The sequence below is a fragment of the Variovorax sp. P4_B10 genome (assembly GCF_056402375.1).
Genome location: NZ_JBFUHN010000020.1, coordinates 19,334 through 36,149 on the forward strand (window position 1 = coordinate 19,334; position 16,816 = coordinate 36,149).

A 16,816-nucleotide genomic window follows, 5' to 3' on the forward strand; every position below is an offset into this window, starting at 1 on the left:
TGAATGTTATTTCAATAACATTTAATCGCGCAAGATGTTTTTGAAATAACATTTTCGATGCCCGATACTCGGGTTTGTGGACCAGAGGAACCAGACCATGCGAAAGACCGCCGGCGCCGAGGCCCGGGCCTTGCGCCTTGCAAAGATGCAGGAGCTCGTCGAGGCCGGCGGCCCATTGCCGATCAAGCAGGCCGCCCAGCGGCTGGACGTGACGGAAATGACGATCCGCCGCGACCTGTCGGCCGCCGACTCCCCGCTCACCGCCCTCGGCGGCTACGTGCTGGCGACCACGCTGCCGGGCGCCGACAGGTACTCGCTCGACGAGGCCGGCGACCAGCATGCGGCGCACAAGCGCGTGGCCTGCGAACGCGCCGCCGAATGGGTGCAGGCGCACGACAGCCTGTTCATCGACTGCGGCACCACCATGGCCCATTTCGCGGAGGCCTTGCCGCCCGACATGCCGCTGAGCGTGGTGTGTTACTCCACCAACATCGCGTCGATCCTGAGTCGCCGGCCGAACACGCAGCTGATGCTGCTGGGCGGGCTGTACCACGCGTCGTCGGCCACGTTTTTTTCCGACGAGGGTCTGCAATATCTCAACCGGCTGGGCGTGAACAAGGCTTTCATCTCAGCCGGTGGGCTGGATCCGGAGCGGGGCGCGAGCTGCTCCAATTTTCACGAGGTGCCGGTGAAGCAGGCCGCAATCCGCAGCGCATCGGAGAGCTTTCTGATCGTGGATGAAAGCAAGCTCGGTCGCCTGCGGCCTGCGTTCTTCAGTCCGCTCGATGCCTTTGCGCGCATCGTGGTGGGCGGTGCGCCCGCGCCGAGTTTGCGCAAGCAGTTCAAGGATGTGCCGATGGAGTTTGCGCGACCCTCGGCCGCTTGAGCATGCGTTGCGCGGCGGGTCGGGCTACCTGCCGGCCTTGGCCACGTTCACGGCGCCCTTCATGCCGGCGTCGTAGTGGCCCGGTTGCAGGCAGGCGAAGTCGACCTTTCCGGCCTGGGTGAACTGCCAGACGATCTCGCCGCGCTGGCCCGGCGCGAGGGTCACCATGCTCGGGTCTGCGTGCTCCATCTCCGGGTTCTTCTTCATGGCTTCGTAGTGTTCCCTGAGCTTCTTCTCGGTTCCGAGCACGAGTTCGTGCTTGAGCTGGCCGGAGTTCTTGACGACGAAGCGAACGGTCTCGCCCTGCTTGACGCCGATGTCGGCCGGCGTGAAGCGCATGCTGTCCGTCATGTCGACGTTGATCGTGCGGGTCGCCCTGGCGGCCACGCCGGGCTTGCCGATGGCCTCTTCGGCGTCATGGCCGTGATCGCCGGCATGGATGCCCGAGGCCGAGGCGCCTGCGGCGGCCAGGGCTGCCAGGGCGGCGAACGTGGTGTTGCGGAGGGTGTATTTCATGGGATGGTTTCCTTCAAGGAGTGCACTCTAGGAATCCAGCCCACCGATTTCCCGTCACTTGGATTACAAAAGCATCATTTCTGCGTGGCGGGGTGCCACGAGGCTGAACATTGAAAACCTCGAAAAGTCGAATCGTGCGTATCGGCCTGCGAGGCGCGGCATTCGTTGCCCTCGTCATTCTGACGGGCATCGTCTACGAGCGCGTCGGTCAATACCGCGCTGCCCGGGACTTCCCTGCGCCCGGGAGAATGATCGATATCGGCGGCCGGAGAATCCAGCTGGATTGCCAGGGTTCCGGCTCGCCCACCGTCGTGTTCGAAGCGGGGTTGAGCGTCGACGGTTCACTGAGCTGGGCGCCGGTCCAGGCGAGGGTCGCTGCACACACGCGGGCATGCGCGTACAGCCGCGCGGGGCTGATGTGGAGCGATCCTTCGGACGAGCCTCCCAGCGCAAGGCGGGCAGTGCAAGACCTTCGCGCGACATTGGCCCACGCAGGCGAACACGGCCCTTTCGTGCTGGTTGGCCAGTCCCTGGGCGGTCTTTACGCCATGCGCTTCACGAGGGACTTCGGGGCCGAGGTGGCGGGGTTGGTTTTTGTCGACCCCTCCCATCCGGAGCAGGTCGAGCGCGTCGCAGGCTGGATGACGGAATCGCGATCCGTCCGGTCCCGGATCGGTGTGGCACTTGCATGGTCCGGCATCCTGCGCGCAGCAGCCCCTGTGCTCCTGACGCAGGAAGCGCACCAGACCGCGCGCGATGCGCAGGCGATCCGGGCGTACGCACCGAAGTCCTTGCGTACACAACTCGCGGAGAGCGATTCGACGGACAGCACGCTGGCCGAAGCAAGGGCCTTTCGAGCGTTGGGTCGTCGCCCGCTGGTGGTGCTCACCGCGATGGCGCCTTACTCCGCGGCAGAGCTCCGGGGCATGAAGATCACGCCCGAGCAAGGCAGGCAGGTTCAAGCCGTCTGGCGGCAAATGCATGAGGAGGAGGCGGGCTGGTCCTCGCGGGGCCGGCACGAGGTCCTGCCGAATTCCGGGCACAACGTTCAATTCGACGACCCGGATGCCGTGGTCGATGCAGTGCTCTCCGTGGTCGATACGGTTCGCACTGACCGCCGCTCCGAGTCCCCCTGACGCCGGCCACGAGAGGCTGCGCCTCGGAGCCCCTGTCGTGTCGGCCGCATGCCGGCGCGCCAATGGCAGGCGTCTCTGCAGCTAAACTGCCGACGCTCGCGGCCGGCTCCGGCTGGCCGCTGCGTTACCAGGCAACTGCCTTATTTTTTAGTCCAAGGAAAATTCTGAGTGAACCGCATCGAACTCGTCGAAAAAATCGCCACCGTCCACACTGTCAGCAAGGCTGAAGCCGCGCGCATCCTCGAAACCGTGACGAGCTCCATCGTCGCGGCCGTCAAGAAGGGCGACCCCGTCCAGATCGTCGGCTTCGGCACCTTCAAGCAAGTGGCTCGTGCGGCGCGCACCGGCTTCAATCCGCAAGCGGGCACCAAGATCAAGATCGCCGCGCAAAAAGTGCCGAAGTTCGTTCCCGGTGCAGCATTCAAGGCAGCGGTCGATCCCAAGGCGGCAAAGCGCAAGTCCGAAAAGGCCGCGGTCGCCAAGCCCGCAGCCAAGAAGGCCGCGGTCAAGAAGAAGTGATTCGTTCTGCAGCGCAAGCTGCGGCATGAAGGCGGCCCTCGAGGGCCGCTTTTTTTTGGAATCAGCCGGGCGGTAACTGGCGCAGCCTGCGGTAGAGCGTGTTTCGGCTGATCCCCAGCCGGCGGGCTGCCTCGGAAAGATTCCCGGCACACGACTGCACCGTCTGCGACATCGTGCGTGCCGAGAGGGCCTTCAGATCCGCCGTATCGACAGCGGCCGGAGGGGGCGCCGCCGGGATGTCGCGCAGTTCGTCCGCCAGGTCGTCGGGCAGATGCCACCAGTCGATCTGGGCCTCATGGTCGCCGAGCAGCGCGCAGGCGGTGCGCAGCGCACTGTTCAACTGACGCAGGTTGCCCGGCCAGCGGTACTGCGACATGGCGAGCACCAGTTCGGGGGCGAGCTGCAGGTCGCGATCCGGCTGGATGTCGCGCAGCATCCGGGCCACCAGGAGTGGCAAGTCCTGCCGCTCGCACAGCGGCGGCAACTGGAGCGTCAACCCGTTGAGCCGGTAGTACAGGTCTTCGCGGAAGCGCCCGGCCTCGATCTCGCGGCGCAGGTTGCGGTGCGTCGCACACACCAGGCGGAAGTCCACCGTCACCGGCTTGCCGCCACCCAGCGGGAGCACCTGGCGGTCCTGGAGCACGCGAAGCAGCCGCGCCTGCAGCGCGAGCGGCATGTCGCCGATCTCGTCGAGCAGCAGGGTGCCTCCGTGCGCCTCGCGGATGCGGCCGATCGCGCCTTCCCGGCTGGCACCGGTGAAGGCGCCGGGACGGTAGCCGAAGAGCTCGGCCTCGATCAGCTGTTCCGGCAGCGCAGCGCAGTTGACGGCGACAAACGGGCCCTCGCGGCGTGTTCCGCTGGCGTGCAGGGCCCGGGCGAACATCTCCTTGCCGACGCCGGACGCACCGAGCAACAGGCACGCGATCGGCTTGTCCAGCACGCGCCTCGCGCGCTCGACCGCGGCCCGCATGACCGGGTCGCCGGTGTCCAGTTCGGTCAGCGCATCGGCCTGGGTTCTCGCCGAATGGAGAGCGATGCGATCGTCTCGGGGTGCCGGCAGGACGTGACGCCCGGCCTCTACCCGCAACCAGAGAGCACTGCCGTCATGCCTGCGCACCACGCGTGGCGCGCCGGCCGGCTGGCGGCACCAGGCCATCAGCGTCGGCACTTCCAGCTGCAGCACCTGTTCCACGGTGGTGGCGCCGACGTCGCAGCGGGAGAGGCCCAGCAGCGCGAGTGCCGCCGCATTGGCCCCCACCACCCATCCGTCGTCCGACAGGGCCAGCAGGCCCTCCGTCACGCTGCCGATGCCCTCGGGCTGGAGATGCAGGCGCAGGCGCAGGTTCGCGGTATGGCGCGTGTCGAACAGCTTCTGCTCGACGGTACGCACGGCGAGCCGGACGAGTGCCAGCGCATGACGGTGGTAGCCGCGGTGGTCGCCCGAAATGTCGAGCACGCCCAGCACGCGCCCGTCCGGCCCGGTGATCGGCGCGGCCGTGCAGGTGAGAAAGCCGTTGCGGTCGAGGTAGTGCTCGCCTGCATGCACCACCACCGGCGCCGCGTCGGCCAGCGCGGTGCCGATGGCATTGGTGCCGCGCCACTGCTCGTTCCAGTTGGCGCCGGGGCGCAGGGCCACGCGTTGGGCGCGGTTCGCGAAATGCGCATCGCCCAGGGCCTCGAGCAGCATGCCCTGTGCGTCGGCGAGGATGACCATGCTGTCGGTGTCGCGCATTTGTTCGAACAGGAACTCCATGACCGGCCGCGCATGGGACGCGAGTTCGCGCTGCTGGTCCAGCGCCCGTGCGAGTTGCGCCGCGGATGCGTGGGGAACGCCGGGCGCGCGCCCCGATGGCGCCAGGCCGAAGCCGCGGCTGCGCTCCCAGCTTCGGCGCAACGCGGCATCGAGGAGTCCGTCGGCGACCTCGCCGGTGGTCGCCAGCTGGCGGCGCGCTTCGCGCAGGCGCGAGCCCGGCGTGCGGGCGACGATGAGGGGGTTCGCGTGCATCTCTTGTCTCCAGGCGGGCCTCTGCGGGCCCCGGGGTGTAACGGACGTCGAGCTGTTTGAGCATGAATGCGGGGCTGCACTGTCCCGTTTCGTGACAGTTGCTCATCGCAGCACACCGCTTGCGCAGTCTGGCGCAGGAAGCTGACCCGATTCTTGCGCCAGATCAGGGGATTCGCGTTCAAGGCCCGCTGGCACGGCGCATGCAATGCCGCACCCCCGGGTCCGCGCGGCATCCGGTTTGCGCGGTCGCCTTCCACCCCCCACCAGACGGAGACAAGACCATGCAATACGCCAGCCCCCATACCCCCGGCGCGAAGATCGACTTCAAGCCCGCCTACGACAACTTCATCAACGGCAAGTTCGTGCCGCCGCTGAAGGGACAGTACTTCGACGTCATCACGCCGATCACCGGCAAGCCCTACACCCGCGCAGCCCGCTCCGGCGCGGAAGACATCGAACTCGCACTCGACGCGGCCCATGCGGCTGCCGGCCAGTGGGGCCGAACCTCTCCGGCCGAGCGCGCCAACGTGCTGCTGAAGATCGCGGACCGCCTCGAGCAGAACCTCGAGCTGCTCGCCTACGCGGAGACGGTGGACAACGGCAAGCCGATCCGCGAGACGCTCAACGCCGACATTCCGCTGACCGTCGACCATTTCCGCTATTTCGCCGGCTGCCTGCGCGCGCAGGAAGGCGCATTGAGCGAGATCGACGAGAACACCATCGCCTACCATTTTCACGAGCCGCTGGGCGTGGTGGGGCTGATCATTCCCTGGAACTTCCCGATCCTGATGGCCGCCTGGAAACTCGCGCCCGCCATCGCCGCAGGCAACTGCGTGGTGCTCAAGCCCGCCGAATCGACGCCCGTCAGCATCATGGTGATGGCCGAGCTGCTGGCCGACCTGCTGCCGCCCGGCGTGCTCAATATCGTCAACGGCTACGGCCGCGAGGCCGGCATGGCGCTGGCCGGCAGCAAGCGGATCGCCAAGATCGCATTCACGGGCTCCACGGCCACGGGCCGGGTCATTGCGCAGGCCGCGGCCGGCAACCTGATCCCGGCCACCCTCGAGCTCGGCGGCAAGAGCCCCAACATCTTCTTCGAAGACATCGCGGACGCGGACGACGACTTCTTCGACAAGGCCATCGAAGGCCTGGTGCTGTTTGCCTTCAACCAGGGCGAGGTCTGCACCTGCCCCTCGCGTGCGCTGATCCAGGAGTCGATCTACGACAGGTTCATGGCCCGCGCACTGGAGCGGATCAAGGCCATCAAGCAGGGCAACCCGCTGGACACCGAGACCATGATGGGAGCCCAGGCCTCGGCCGTCCAGATGGACAAGATCATGACCTACCTCGACCTCGGCAAGGAAGAGGGCGCGCAGTGCCTGGCCGGCGGCGGCCGCGCGCAGCTCGGCGGCGAGCTGGCCGGCGGGTACTACATCCAGCCCACGCTGTTCAAGGGGCACAACAAGATGCGGATCTTCCAGGAGGAGATCTTCGGTCCCGTGCTCGCGATCGCGACCTTCAAGACCGAGGCCGAAGCGCTGGCGATTGCCAACGACACCCCCTACGGCCTGGGCGCCGGCGTGTGGACGCGCGACGGCAGCACCGCCTACCGCATGGGCCGTGCCATCCAGGCCGGCCGGGTGTGGACCAACTGCTATCACGCCTACCCGGCACACGCCACCTTCGGCGGCTACAAGGAGTCGGGCATCGGCCGGGAAACGCACAAGATGATGCTCGACCACTACCAGCAGACCAAGAACCTGCTCGTGAGCTATTCGCCGAAGAAGCTCGGGTTCTTCTGAAGGCTGGCGGCGAGATTGGCGAAGGGCTTGACGTGCGTCAACCTGGAGGGACGTGGCCGGGCCGATGATGGCCCGCCACTTCAAAGGATTCGCCATGAACACCGCTCGCACACTGGGCTCCATTGCGCTGGCCGTCCTGGCGGGCTGCACCGTGTTGCCCTCCACTGACGGCAAAGAGGCCAAGGATCACGCGCTGCACCATCCGCCTGGAGCGCCTCCGTCCGCGGCCATGACGTCGGACCAACAGATGGCGCGGATGCGGGAGATGCACCAGAAAATGATGGCCGCCAAGACGCCCCAGGAGCGCAAGGCCTTGATGGCCGAACACATGAAGGCCATGCAGGCCGGAATGTCGATGATGTGCCAGATGGGGGGCGCGTCGGGTTCGCAAGGCGGTGCCGCGTCTGACGACATGATGAAGCGCTGCATGGACATGAAGGACATGACCATGCAGATGATGCTGGATCGCGAAGGCGCCCAGTCGCCTGCGGCCACTCGCCGTTAGATCGACCGTTGGCGCGGCGATGTCCCCCAACCGTTTACTGGCCCGCCGCGCTGGCATCGACACCTACCAGCAGCCCGTGGTCTACATGCGCAGCGACTGCGATGCCTGCCGGGCCGAGGGCTTTCAGTCGCAGGCGCAGGTCGAGGTGATCGCCAACGGGCGCCATCTGCTCGCGATCCTGCACCAAGTGAACGGCGACTGGCTTCGGCATGACGAGATCGCGCTTTCGGAGGCGGCCTGGACCTTGATGGACGCGGCCGAGGGCGAAGAGCTGGTGGTGCGACACCCGCCGGTACTCGAATCGCTGGCGCACCTGCGCACCAAGGTCCATGGCGGGCGATGGGACTATGTGGCGCTGCGCGCGCTGATGGACGACGTGAGCCACGGTCGCCTCCCCGAAATTCACCTGGCTTCCTTCGTGACGGTCTGCGCCGGCGGTGGCCTCGATCTCGACGAGACTGTCGCGCTGACGCGTGCCATGGTTGATGTCGGGGAGCGCATCGATTGGGGAACGTCGCCTGTGGTGGACAAGCACTGCATTGGCGGATTGCCGGGCAACCGGACCACACTGGTCGTGGTGCCCATCGTCACGGCTTGCGGCGTGGTGATGCCCAAGACCTCCTCGCGTGCGATCACATCGGCGGCCGGCACGGCAGACGTGATGGAGACGCTCGCACCCGTCGACCTTGACCTGGCGGCGATGCGCCGCGTCGTCGAGCGCGAAGGGGGCTGCATCGCATGGGGCAACGCGATGCGCGTCAGCCCCGCCGACGACATGCTGATTCGCGTGGAAAGGCCGTTGAGCATCGACAGCGAGGGCCTGATGGTGGCATCCATTCTTTCCAAGAAATCAGCGATGGGTTCGCAGCGCGTGCTGATCGATATTCCAGTCGGCGCGCTGGCCAAAGTGCGCAGCCACGATGCTGCCAGCCAGCTGTCGCGAAGCCTGATATCGGTGGGCGCGGCACTGGGGCTGCAGGTGCAGACAGCGCTCACCGACGGCAGTCAGCCGGTCGGCCGGGGCGTCGGCCCCGCGCTGGAGGCCATGGACGTGATGGCCGTGCTCGAACGCACGGCCGACGCCCCCCAGGACCTGCGCGAACGCGCGCTCTTGCTGGCCGGACTGGTCCTCGAGATGGCGGGGCGGGCTGCGCCGGGCATCGGCAAGTCGCTGGCGCGCGAGGTGCTCGACGACGGACGTGCATTGGCCAAGTTCATCGCGATCTGCGAAGCGCAAGGCGGTTTGCGTGTGCCGTCCAAGGCGGCACACACGCACTGCGTGACCGCGCCCATCGATGGGGTGGTGTCGGCGATCGACACTCGTCTGGTCGCGCGGATGGCCAAGCTGGCCGGTGCGCCGCGCGATCCAGCGGCAGGCGCTTCGATGCATGTGCGCGTGCAGGACCGCGTCAAACTCGGCCAGCCCCTTTTCACGCTGCATGCCGAAAGCTTCGGCGCGCTTCAATACGCCTTGAGCTTCGTGCGCTCGCAACTACCGGTCGTCTGCGTCGAGGCCGTTCCCTGAAACTCCGGACCGAGGCATGGCGGGCGACGGCGCGTCCTGTACCGCCGCATCCGCAGCCAGGGCCTTTCATCCCAAGCGTGTGATCTCGAGGCCTCGGTGCAGGGCAGTCTCGCCCCGGCGAGTTTCCTGAGGAGATTGGTGCGCATGGAAGCGCCTCCGTGAGCCTCAGTCGAGCGTGATCCACATGATCAACAGCCGGAAGGCGAGCCACAGGGCGGCAGCGCCCAGTGCCGCGCAGAGCGCGACGATCGGCCAGAAGGAGTTCGACAGGAAGGACATGAGGCCTTCTCCTTGAACGGGGGAGAAAAGTGAATCTTGCGCGCCCGAACAGCGGACGGTGTTGCGTTGGATCAAGCATCGACGCCGTCGCGTGGAAGTTTGCGGGTGCTTGATCCAGCGCAAGGCCGTGCGAGGAGGGGGCGCCTAAGGTCGGCACATCGCATCGCACAGATGCAAGCCGAAGGAGCCTTCATGCAGACCCCGAAATCCATCCTGCTTCACCTCGACGGCTCGGCCCGCACGGTGGAGCGCATCCGGCTGGCCCGCCAACTCGCCGAGACCTTCGACGCCGAAGTCACCGGCCAGCCGTGCACCCTGTCCGCGCTCATGCGCTACCCGTTCGCCATCGAGGCCGCAGCGGAGGCCGTCGCGATCATGCAGGAGGTCGACAAGGCGGCGCGCGACAAGATGCACGCCACCTTCATGGCGCACGGCGCGGGCTCGCAGCGCCTGCACTGGGCCGAGCCGCAGAGCGACGGGCCGTGGGAATTCGCCCGGCTCGCGCTCTACGCCGACCTGATGATCCTGGGCCAGCGCGACCGGAACGACCCGATGGACGCCGAGCTCCCCGGCGACTTCCTGCCCAGCCTGCTGGTGCAGAGCGGCCGGCCGGCGCTGGTGCTGCCGTACGCAGGGCCTGTCGGTCCCGTCGGCCGGAACGTGCTGGTGGCATGGAAGGAGACACGCGAGGCTGCGCGCGCGGTGACCGCCGCGCTGCCGTGGCTGCGCAAGGCGTCCCGGGTGCATGCCGTGGCCTATGGCGAGGACGCGGAGGCATCCTTGCAGCGCCTGCATGACTACCTGCGGGTACAGGGCATCCCGAACGCCACCCTGCATCCCGGCGGCGACAAGGACGACGATGCCGGCAACAAGCTGCTGTCTTTCGCCGCCGACCTGGGCTCGGACCTGCTGGTCATGGGCTGCTATGGCCACAGCCGGGCGCGCGAATGGGTGATGGGCGGGGCCACGCTGTCCATCCTCCAGTGGATGACGCTGCCCGTGCTGATGTCGCACTGAGCTGTCCGCACGACAGGGGGCAACGGCATGCGCATCGATTTCCTCGGCGGCACCGGCACCGTCACCGGCTCGAAATACCTGCTGACGCACGAGGGGCGGCGCCTGCTGGTCGACTGCGGACTCTTCCAGGGCCTCAAGCAGCTGCGCTTGCGCAATTGGGATGCGCTGCCGGTCGACCCCGCGGGCATCGATGCCGTGCTGCTGACGCACGCACACATGGACCACAGCGGCTTCGTGCCGCGGCTGGTCCAGCTCGGCTTCAGGGGCAAGGTGTATTGCACCTCGGCCACCCGCGAACTCTGCGAACTGCTGCTGCCCGACTCGGGCCGCCTGCAGGAAGAGGACGCCGACTTCGCCAATCGCCACGGCCATTCCAGGCACAAGCCCGCATTGCCGTTGTATACGGAACAGGATGCGCGCGCGGCCCTGAAGCGCTTCGAGGTGCTGCCGTTCGGCCAGGAGTGCGCCCCCTGGACAGGCTGGTCGTGGCAGTTGCACCGCGCCGGCCACATCCTGGGCGCCGCCAGCGTGCGCATCGGCTGGGAGGGAGCGAGCATCCTCTTTTCGGGCGACCTGGGGCGCAGCGACGATTTGCTGATGCGCCCGCCCGAAGTCGCCGAGCCGGCGGACTACGTGGTGGTGGAGTCGACCTACGGCAACCGCAAGCACCCGGCGTCGGACACGCTGGCCGAATTGGCGGGCGTGATCAACCGGACGGCCGCGCGCGGCGGCATCGTGGTGATTCCGGCCTTCGCCGTCGGGCGCGCCCAGACGCTGCTGCACTGCATCCAGTTGCTCAAGCAGGCGCGGCGCATTCCCGACATGCCGGTGTACCTGAACAGCCCGATGGCGGCGGACGCCACGCGCATCTACCAGAGGCACCTGGACGAACATCGATTGAGTGCCGAGCAGTGCGCCGCCATGCGGGGGCAGACGATCATCGTCAATACGCCCGAGGAATCCCGGCGCCTGAACACGCTGAGCTTTCCGTCGATCATCGTTTCCGCGAGCGGCATGGCCACCGGTGGGCGGGTGCTGCACCATCTGAAGGCCTATGCGCCCGACGCCAGGAACACGATTCTGTTCGCGGGCTTCCAGGCTGCAGGCACGCGCGGCGCGGCCATGCTGGGCGGCGCGGACGCGGTCAAGATCCACGGCGCCTACGTGCCGGTGCGCGCGGAGGTCGCCAACCTCGAGACCCTGTCGGCCCATGCCGACCGCGACGAGTTGCTGGCCTGGCTCGATGCCCAGCGCGCGCCCCGTCGGGTGTTCGTGACCCACGGGGAGCCGGTGGCGGCCGATGCGCTGCGGCTGGCCATCGAGGAGCGCCACGGCTGGCCTTGCACCGTGCCCGACTACCGCGAATCGCAGGAACTCTGAAATCCGGCGCCCGGCTCAGGGCACCAGCACCGCGGCGCCTTCGATCCGGCCTGCGCGCAGATCGGCCAGCGCCTCGTTGGCCTGCCTCAGCGGATAGGTCCTGACATGCACCTGCAGCGGATGCGTCTGTGCGAAATCCAGGAACTCCTGGGCATCGGCGCGCGTGAGGTTCGCCACCGAGGCCACGCTGCGTTCTTCCCACAGCAGCTGGTAGGGGAAGGCCGGGATGTCGCTCATGTGGATGCCGCCGCACACCACCCGGCCGCCCTTGCGCACCGCGCGCAGCGCCGCCGGCACCAGTTCGCCGGCGGGCGCGAAGATGATGGCCGCGTCCAGCGGTTCGGGCGGGCGCTCGTCCGAGCCACCGGCCCATCTGGCGCCGAGGCTGCGCGCGAAAGCTTGCGCCTCATGGTCGCCAGGCCGGGTGAATGCGTAAACCTCGCGCCCTTGCGCGGTGGCGACCTGCGCCACCAGGTGCGCCGCGGCGCCGAACCCGTAGAGGCCCAGCCGGTGCGCGCCTTCGCCGGCCATCTTCAGGCTGCGCCAGCCGATCAGGCCCGCGCAGAGCAAGGGGGCGATGCGGGTGGCGTCGGTTTCGGGCAGGGCCAGCGGCAGGCAGAACGCCGCCTCGGCGATCACGTGGCTCGCGAAGCCGCCGTCGCGGTGGTAGCCGGTGAAGCGCGGCGCTTCGCACAGGTTCTCGTGGCCCTCCATGCAGAAACCGCAACAGCCGCAGCTGTGGCCCAGCCACGGCACGCCCACGCGGTCGCCGATGCGATGGCCTTCGACACCCGCGCCGAGCGCCTCCACCACGCCCACGATCTCGTGCCCCGGCACGATCGGCAGCACGGGCAGCGGCAGTTCGCCGTCGACGATGTGCAGGTCGGTGCGGCAGACCGCGCAGGCCAGCACGCGCAGGCGCAGTTCGCCGGGGCCGGGCTTCGGGATGTTGCGCCGCTCCAGTTCGAGTGGCAGCAGCGCGGCGCTCAGCACCATGGCGCGCATGCTCAGGCGTCCACGAGCAGGTCGTTCACCACCATCGAGACACCCGGCGTGGCCCATGCAGCGCCTTGCACCGCGTCGCGCTCGGTCCAGGAATGGACCGTGCCGCGCAGCGTGACCTGCGAGCCGTCGACCGCGATGGCGAGCTGGCGCGCCTCGCGGTCGGCCTGGCGCGAAAGCGCTTCGTGGATTTTCTTCTCGACGTCAGCGGGGCTCACCTTCGGCTTGACCTTCACGAGGTTCGACACACCGGTCACGCCCATCAGGTCGCGCACGGCGTTTTCGGCGGCGCTGCGCTGGTAGTCCCACTCGACTTCGCCGTTCAGCGTGAGCCAGCCTTCCTCCACCATGGGACGGATCTTGTCGTCGGGCACGAGCACGTTCCACGCGAGTGCGCGTTCGGCCGCCAGGGCGATGTCGGCATCGGTGCGCTGGTTGTCGAAGGGCAGCTTCACCGTCAGTTCGATGGCCAGTGCCTTGACGCCATGCACGCGCTGCACGGCGCGCTCGACGGCGTACTTCTCGGCATGGCTGGCGAGATGGCCAGTGAGGGTCACCACGCCGTCCTTGACGATCACGCCTATGTCGGAGGTCTTGACGTCGGGCGCCCAGTTCAGCTCGGCCTGGATATCGTTGCGCAATTGGGTATCGGTCTTCATGGGGGATTCCTTGCAGTGAACGAATGGAGGGAAGGGCGGTCGTCATGCGAGGGCAGCGGCAACCGTGGAATCCACTGTAGGAAGCGGGCGAGCAGGCCGTATTGCGCTGGATCAAGTGCGCGCGCGGGAGGTGCCCGGCGACTCAGGCAATGGCGTCCAGCAGCAGGGCCTGGAGCACGAAGCGCCGGTTGTCGGCCAGCGGGGTCTTGTCGCCGAGCAGTTCCGCAAGGCGGTCCGCCGGATGGTCTTTCGTGGCGGCTCCGTCGAAGACCGGGATCCCGGCGTGCTGGGCGATGCGCTGCACGAGCACAGGGTCCAGACCCTGGCATTCCACGGCCTCGTAGAGACGGCCGAGCATGCGGGCGGTGTGCTGCACTTCCTGCGGCGTACTCGCAGGCGACAGGCTCGAGCGCATGACGGCCACATGGGCGCCCAACTCCTCGGCCGCAAGGCGGAACAGCGCCTGGGCCTCGTCGGGCTGGGTTTCGCACAACAGCCCCAGGTTCTTGCCGCGCAGCAGTTTGCGTGTGGTCCCATCCAGCGCGGCACGCTGGAGGATGCGCGCGTGGCGCAGCAGGCTCGCCACGTTCAACGGGGAAAGCTGCGGCTCGGCCTCAGGGCTGCGGGCGTTGTTGGAAAGAGGCATGGCAATGGTCAATGTGACATGCCAAGGTTAAGGATGCCGAAGGTCCCGGGCTTGATACAAGTCAAGGCACAGGGACTGCGCCGATCGCAATTGCGCGTTCAGGCGCGACCGGCCAGCACCTTCGCCATGGCTTGCGCCAGTTCGGAGCGCGTGTAGGGCTTGCGCAGAAGTTCCCAGCTCTGCGGCACTTCGCGGTCGGCATCGAGCAGCTCCGACGAGAAGCCCGACATCAGCAGCACCGCCAACCGGGGAAAGCGCTGCTGCACCTCGGTGGCCAGCCGCGTGCCGCGCATGCCCGCGCCCAGGGCGATGTCGCTCAGCAACAGGTCGAAAGGCCCGGCGCCCGCGTCCAGCGCCGACAACGCCTGCTCGGCCGTGGCGGCCGCGACAACCTCGCAGCCCAGGGTCGCCAGGAAGGTGTGCACCACCTTGCGGACCTCCGCATCGTCCTCGACCAGCATCACGCGCAGTCCGGGCGGGATCGTTTCGTCGGCGCGCTCTTCCATGACGGCCGGTGGGCGGGCTTCTTCCTGCTGCGGCAGATAGAGCGTCACCGTGGTGCCCTGGCCCGTCTTGCTGTCGATCGCGACTGCGCCCCGGGACTGGTTGACGAAGCCGTACACCGTGCTCAGGCCCAGGCCGGTGCCGCGGCCGGCTTCCTTGGTGGTGAAGAAGGGCTCGAAGGCGCGCTCCTTCACGTCCTCGGACATGCCTGTGCCGCTGTCGGCGATGGAGATCGCGACGAAGCGCGCAGCGGCATTGTTGTTCGGGTCGTTGCGTTGGCTGCGCAGGGCCATGGGCAACGCACCGCACAGCTCGGTGCGAAAGCGAAGCGTGCCGCCCTCGGGCATGGCATCGCGCGCATTGATCGCGATGTTGAGCAGCGCCGATTCCAGTTGGCCCGGGTCTGCCAGTACTGGCGGGCAAGCGGGCACGGTGTCGATCTCGATGCGGATGCGCTGGTCCAGCGTGCGGCGCAGCATGTCGGCCAGCGAGTGGAGCAGCGTATGCGTGTCGACGGCGATCGGCTGCAGCACCTGCCGCCGGGAAAACGCCAGCAGCTTGCCGGTGAGTTCGGCGCCGCGCCGCGAGGCACGGGTGGCGGCGCCCAGCAGCTGTTGCGCATAACCGTCCTGCGCCAACGCGGGCAGTTCTTCCAGGACCTGGAGGTTGCCCTGGATGACGGTCAGCAGGTTGTTGAAATCGTGCGCGATGCCGCCCGTGAGCTGGCCGACGCTTTCGAGCCGCTGCGCGTGGCTGAGCGCCTCCTCGGTCTGCACGCGCTGCAGGCAGGTGGCAAGCAGGCTGGACAGCGATTCCAGGAAGCGCATTTCCTCGTCGCCGAAGCGCTTGGACTCCTTCGAGCGCACCGACAACATGCCGATCACGCGCCCCAGGTCGGTCAGCGGCACCGCGAGCGCGCTGACCAGGCCAGCGTCGAGGTAGGCCTTGGGTACGGAAAACCGGTCTTCCTTGCGGTAGTCCGGCACCACGACCGGCTGGCCCTGGGAGAACACGAAGCCCGGCGGGGTGTCGGGGCGGTTGGCGATGCGCGCACCTATCTCCTCGCCGGCGACCAGGCCGACGCCGCTGGCCACCCGGAACTCGAGGCGGTTGCCGTCGAGCAGCCATACCATCGCGACCTCGACCTGCAAGGCCGTGGTGATGATTTCCGGCACGTGCTGGAGCACCACCTGCAGGTCGCGCGTGTCGACCGCCAGGCGTCCCAGTTGGGCCAGGTGTTCGCTGTAGCGCGCGCGCTGCAGCGCCTGCTTCACGCGCGGGTAGGCGCCGATGTCGCGGATGGCGGCCACGACGAATGGCAGCCCGTGGCTCTGCAGCGGGCTGAGCGCGATCTCGACCATGACCTCGCTGCCGTTCTTGCGCTTGGCCACCAGCTCCATGTGCGTGCCCATCGGGCGGGGGCGGGGCGCGCGGCCATAGGCCTCGCGGTACGAGGCATGGCGCGGGCGGATGCTGTCGGGTACCAGCACGTCGACGTTCAGGCCCACCAGCTCGTCCACCGCATAGCCCAGAAGCGCGGCTGCCGAAGGGTTGGCGAGCATGATGCTGCCGGACTGGTCCACCAGCAGCAGCGAATCGGGGTAGGCGATGAAGAGCGAGCGGAACACGCTGCCTTCGTCGATGCCCGACGGCAAGCCCTGGATGGGCGCGTCGGGCAGGAAGGGCAGGTTGTCCGCAGCCTCAGCCATGGGAAACCGGCGGCACCAGGATGTAGCCCGCGCCTCGCACCGACTTGATGAACTGCGGATCGTCCGCATCCGCCTCGATCTTCTTGCGCAGCCGGCCGACCTGCACGTCGATCGTGCGGTCGAAGGGCGCGGCTTCGCGTCCGCGCGTCTGCTCGAGCAGGAAGTCGCGCGACAGCACGCGGCCGGGATGGCGGGCAAAGGCCTGCAGCAGGTCGAACTCGCCACCGGTCAAGGCCACTTCCTCGCCTTGCGGGTTCCTGAGGCTGCGCGCGGCGGTGTCGAGTTGCCAGCCGGCGAAGCGCAGTTTGTCGGGGGAAAGCGCTGCGGTTGGTGCGGATGCGGGCGCCTCGGGCGTCAGCCGCCGCAGCACCGCCTTCACGCGCGCCACCAGCTCGCGCAGGTCGAAAGGCTTGGTGACGTAGTCGTCGGCGCCCACCTCGAGGCCCACCACCTTGTCCACCGCATCGCCCCGGCCCGTGACGATGACGAGGCCGCAACGCCAGCTCTCGCGCACGCGGCGCGCGATGGAGAAGCCGTCTTCGCCGGGCAGGCCGAGATCGAGCAGCACGAGGTCGGCAGGATCGGTGTCCATCAGCGTCGTGAGGGCGCGGCCGTCATGGACCTGGGTGACGCGGAAGCCGTGGCCTTGGAGGTAGTTGGCCAGCAGCAGCGTGATGTCGACCTCGTCGTCGAGCACCGCGATGTGGGAGGCAGGTTTCATGCGTG

15 protein-coding genes are annotated in these 16,816 nt (G+C 67.9%); 8 read left to right on the top strand and 7 right to left on the bottom strand.

All coding sequences use genetic code 11. The annotated features are described in order from the left end of the window. Positions 1 to 97 precede the first annotated feature (97 nt). Positions 98 to 886: a DeoR/GlpR family DNA-binding transcription regulator gene (locus AC1DXX_RS11900; RefSeq protein WP_478134397.1), complete on the top strand. Its 789-nt coding sequence runs from the start codon at positions 98 to 100 to the stop codon at positions 884 to 886. A gap of 24 nt (positions 887 to 910) precedes the next feature. Here AC1DXX_RS11900 and AC1DXX_RS11905 read toward each other — a convergent pair whose 3' ends face one another. Next, positions 911 to 1,402, bottom strand: a complete 492-nt coding sequence (locus tag AC1DXX_RS11905) for a cupredoxin domain-containing protein (RefSeq protein ID WP_478134398.1) — start codon at positions 1,400 to 1,402, stop codon at positions 911 to 913. 110 nt (positions 1,403 to 1,512) lie between these two features. Between AC1DXX_RS11905 and AC1DXX_RS11910 the strand changes: the two genes are divergently transcribed. Together AC1DXX_RS11910 and AC1DXX_RS11915 are read left to right on the top strand one after the other, a co-directional pair. Next, the gene (locus AC1DXX_RS11910) at positions 1,513 to 2,538 is read left to right on the top strand and encodes an alpha/beta fold hydrolase (RefSeq protein WP_478134399.1); all 1,026 of its coding nucleotides are present in this window, start codon (positions 1,513 to 1,515) and stop codon (positions 2,536 to 2,538) included. Between the two features lie 168 nt (positions 2,539 to 2,706). Beyond that, positions 2,707 to 3,057 carry an HU family DNA-binding protein gene (locus AC1DXX_RS11915; protein ID WP_478134401.1) on the top strand — a complete coding sequence of 117 codons (351 nt, stop codon included), beginning with the start codon at positions 2,707 to 2,709 and terminating at the stop codon, positions 3,055 to 3,057. A 61-nt stretch (positions 3,058 to 3,118) separates the two neighbouring features. Here AC1DXX_RS11915 and AC1DXX_RS11920 read toward each other — a convergent pair whose 3' ends face one another. Further along, a complete protein-coding gene (locus tag AC1DXX_RS11920) occupies positions 3,119 to 5,062 on the bottom strand; it encodes a sigma-54-dependent Fis family transcriptional regulator (protein ID WP_478134402.1) in 1,944 nt (647 codons plus the stop codon). Positions 5,063 to 5,343: 281 nt separating this feature from the next. Here AC1DXX_RS11920 and exaC point away from each other — a divergent pair, with 281 nt between their 5' ends. From exaC to AC1DXX_RS11945, 5 genes are all read left to right on the top strand, one after another. Next, positions 5,344 to 6,864 (top strand): acetaldehyde dehydrogenase ExaC, encoded by a 1,521-nt coding sequence (gene exaC, locus AC1DXX_RS11925; protein ID WP_478134403.1) that lies wholly within the window; start codon positions 5,344 to 5,346, stop codon positions 6,862 to 6,864. A 94-nt stretch (positions 6,865 to 6,958) separates the two neighbouring features. Continuing rightward, entirely contained in the window at positions 6,959 to 7,369 is a 411-nt protein-coding gene (locus tag AC1DXX_RS11930) for a hypothetical protein (protein WP_478134404.1), read from the top strand. Between the two features lie 19 nt (positions 7,370 to 7,388). After that, on the top strand, positions 7,389 to 8,894 hold the full coding sequence (locus AC1DXX_RS11935) for a thymidine phosphorylase family protein (RefSeq protein WP_478134405.1): 1,506 nt from the start codon (positions 7,389 to 7,391) through the stop codon (positions 8,892 to 8,894). Positions 8,895 to 9,365: 471 nt separating this feature from the next. Then, positions 9,366 to 10,190, top strand: a complete 825-nt coding sequence (locus tag AC1DXX_RS11940; RefSeq protein ID WP_478134406.1) for a universal stress protein — start codon at positions 9,366 to 9,368, stop codon at positions 10,188 to 10,190. 27 nt (positions 10,191 to 10,217) lie between these two features. Next, positions 10,218 to 11,570, top strand: a complete 1,353-nt coding sequence (locus AC1DXX_RS11945) for an MBL fold metallo-hydrolase RNA specificity domain-containing protein (RefSeq protein WP_478134407.1) — start codon at positions 10,218 to 10,220, stop codon at positions 11,568 to 11,570. Between the two features lie 15 nt (positions 11,571 to 11,585). Here the strand turns inward: AC1DXX_RS11945 and AC1DXX_RS11950 are convergent, their stop codons facing one another. The 5 genes from AC1DXX_RS11950 to AC1DXX_RS11970 form a co-directional block, all read right to left on the bottom strand. Then, the gene (locus AC1DXX_RS11950; RefSeq protein WP_478134409.1) at positions 11,586 to 12,575 is read right to left on the bottom strand and encodes a zinc-dependent alcohol dehydrogenase family protein; all 990 of its coding nucleotides are present in this window, start codon (positions 12,573 to 12,575) and stop codon (positions 11,586 to 11,588) included. A gap of 2 nt (positions 12,576 to 12,577) precedes the next feature. Continuing rightward, entirely contained in the window at positions 12,578 to 13,231 is a 654-nt protein-coding gene (locus AC1DXX_RS11955) for a BON domain-containing protein (protein ID WP_478134410.1), read from the bottom strand. A 142-nt stretch (positions 13,232 to 13,373) separates the two neighbouring features. Beyond that, on the bottom strand, positions 13,374 to 13,877 hold the full coding sequence (locus tag AC1DXX_RS11960; RefSeq protein ID WP_478134411.1) for a Rossmann-fold NAD(P)-binding domain-containing protein: 504 nt from the start codon (positions 13,875 to 13,877) through the stop codon (positions 13,374 to 13,376). 98 nt (positions 13,878 to 13,975) lie between these two features. After that, the gene (locus AC1DXX_RS11965) at positions 13,976 to 16,090 is read right to left on the bottom strand and encodes a PAS domain S-box protein (protein WP_478134412.1); all 2,115 of its coding nucleotides are present in this window, start codon (positions 16,088 to 16,090) and stop codon (positions 13,976 to 13,978) included. Next, positions 16,083 to 16,811, bottom strand: coding sequence for a winged helix-turn-helix domain-containing protein (locus AC1DXX_RS11970; protein ID WP_478134413.1), 729 nt, complete (start codon positions 16,809 to 16,811; stop codon positions 16,083 to 16,085). Before AC1DXX_RS11970 ends, AC1DXX_RS11965 begins: the two co-directional genes overlap by 8 nt. Positions 16,812 to 16,816: the final 5 nt, after the last annotated feature.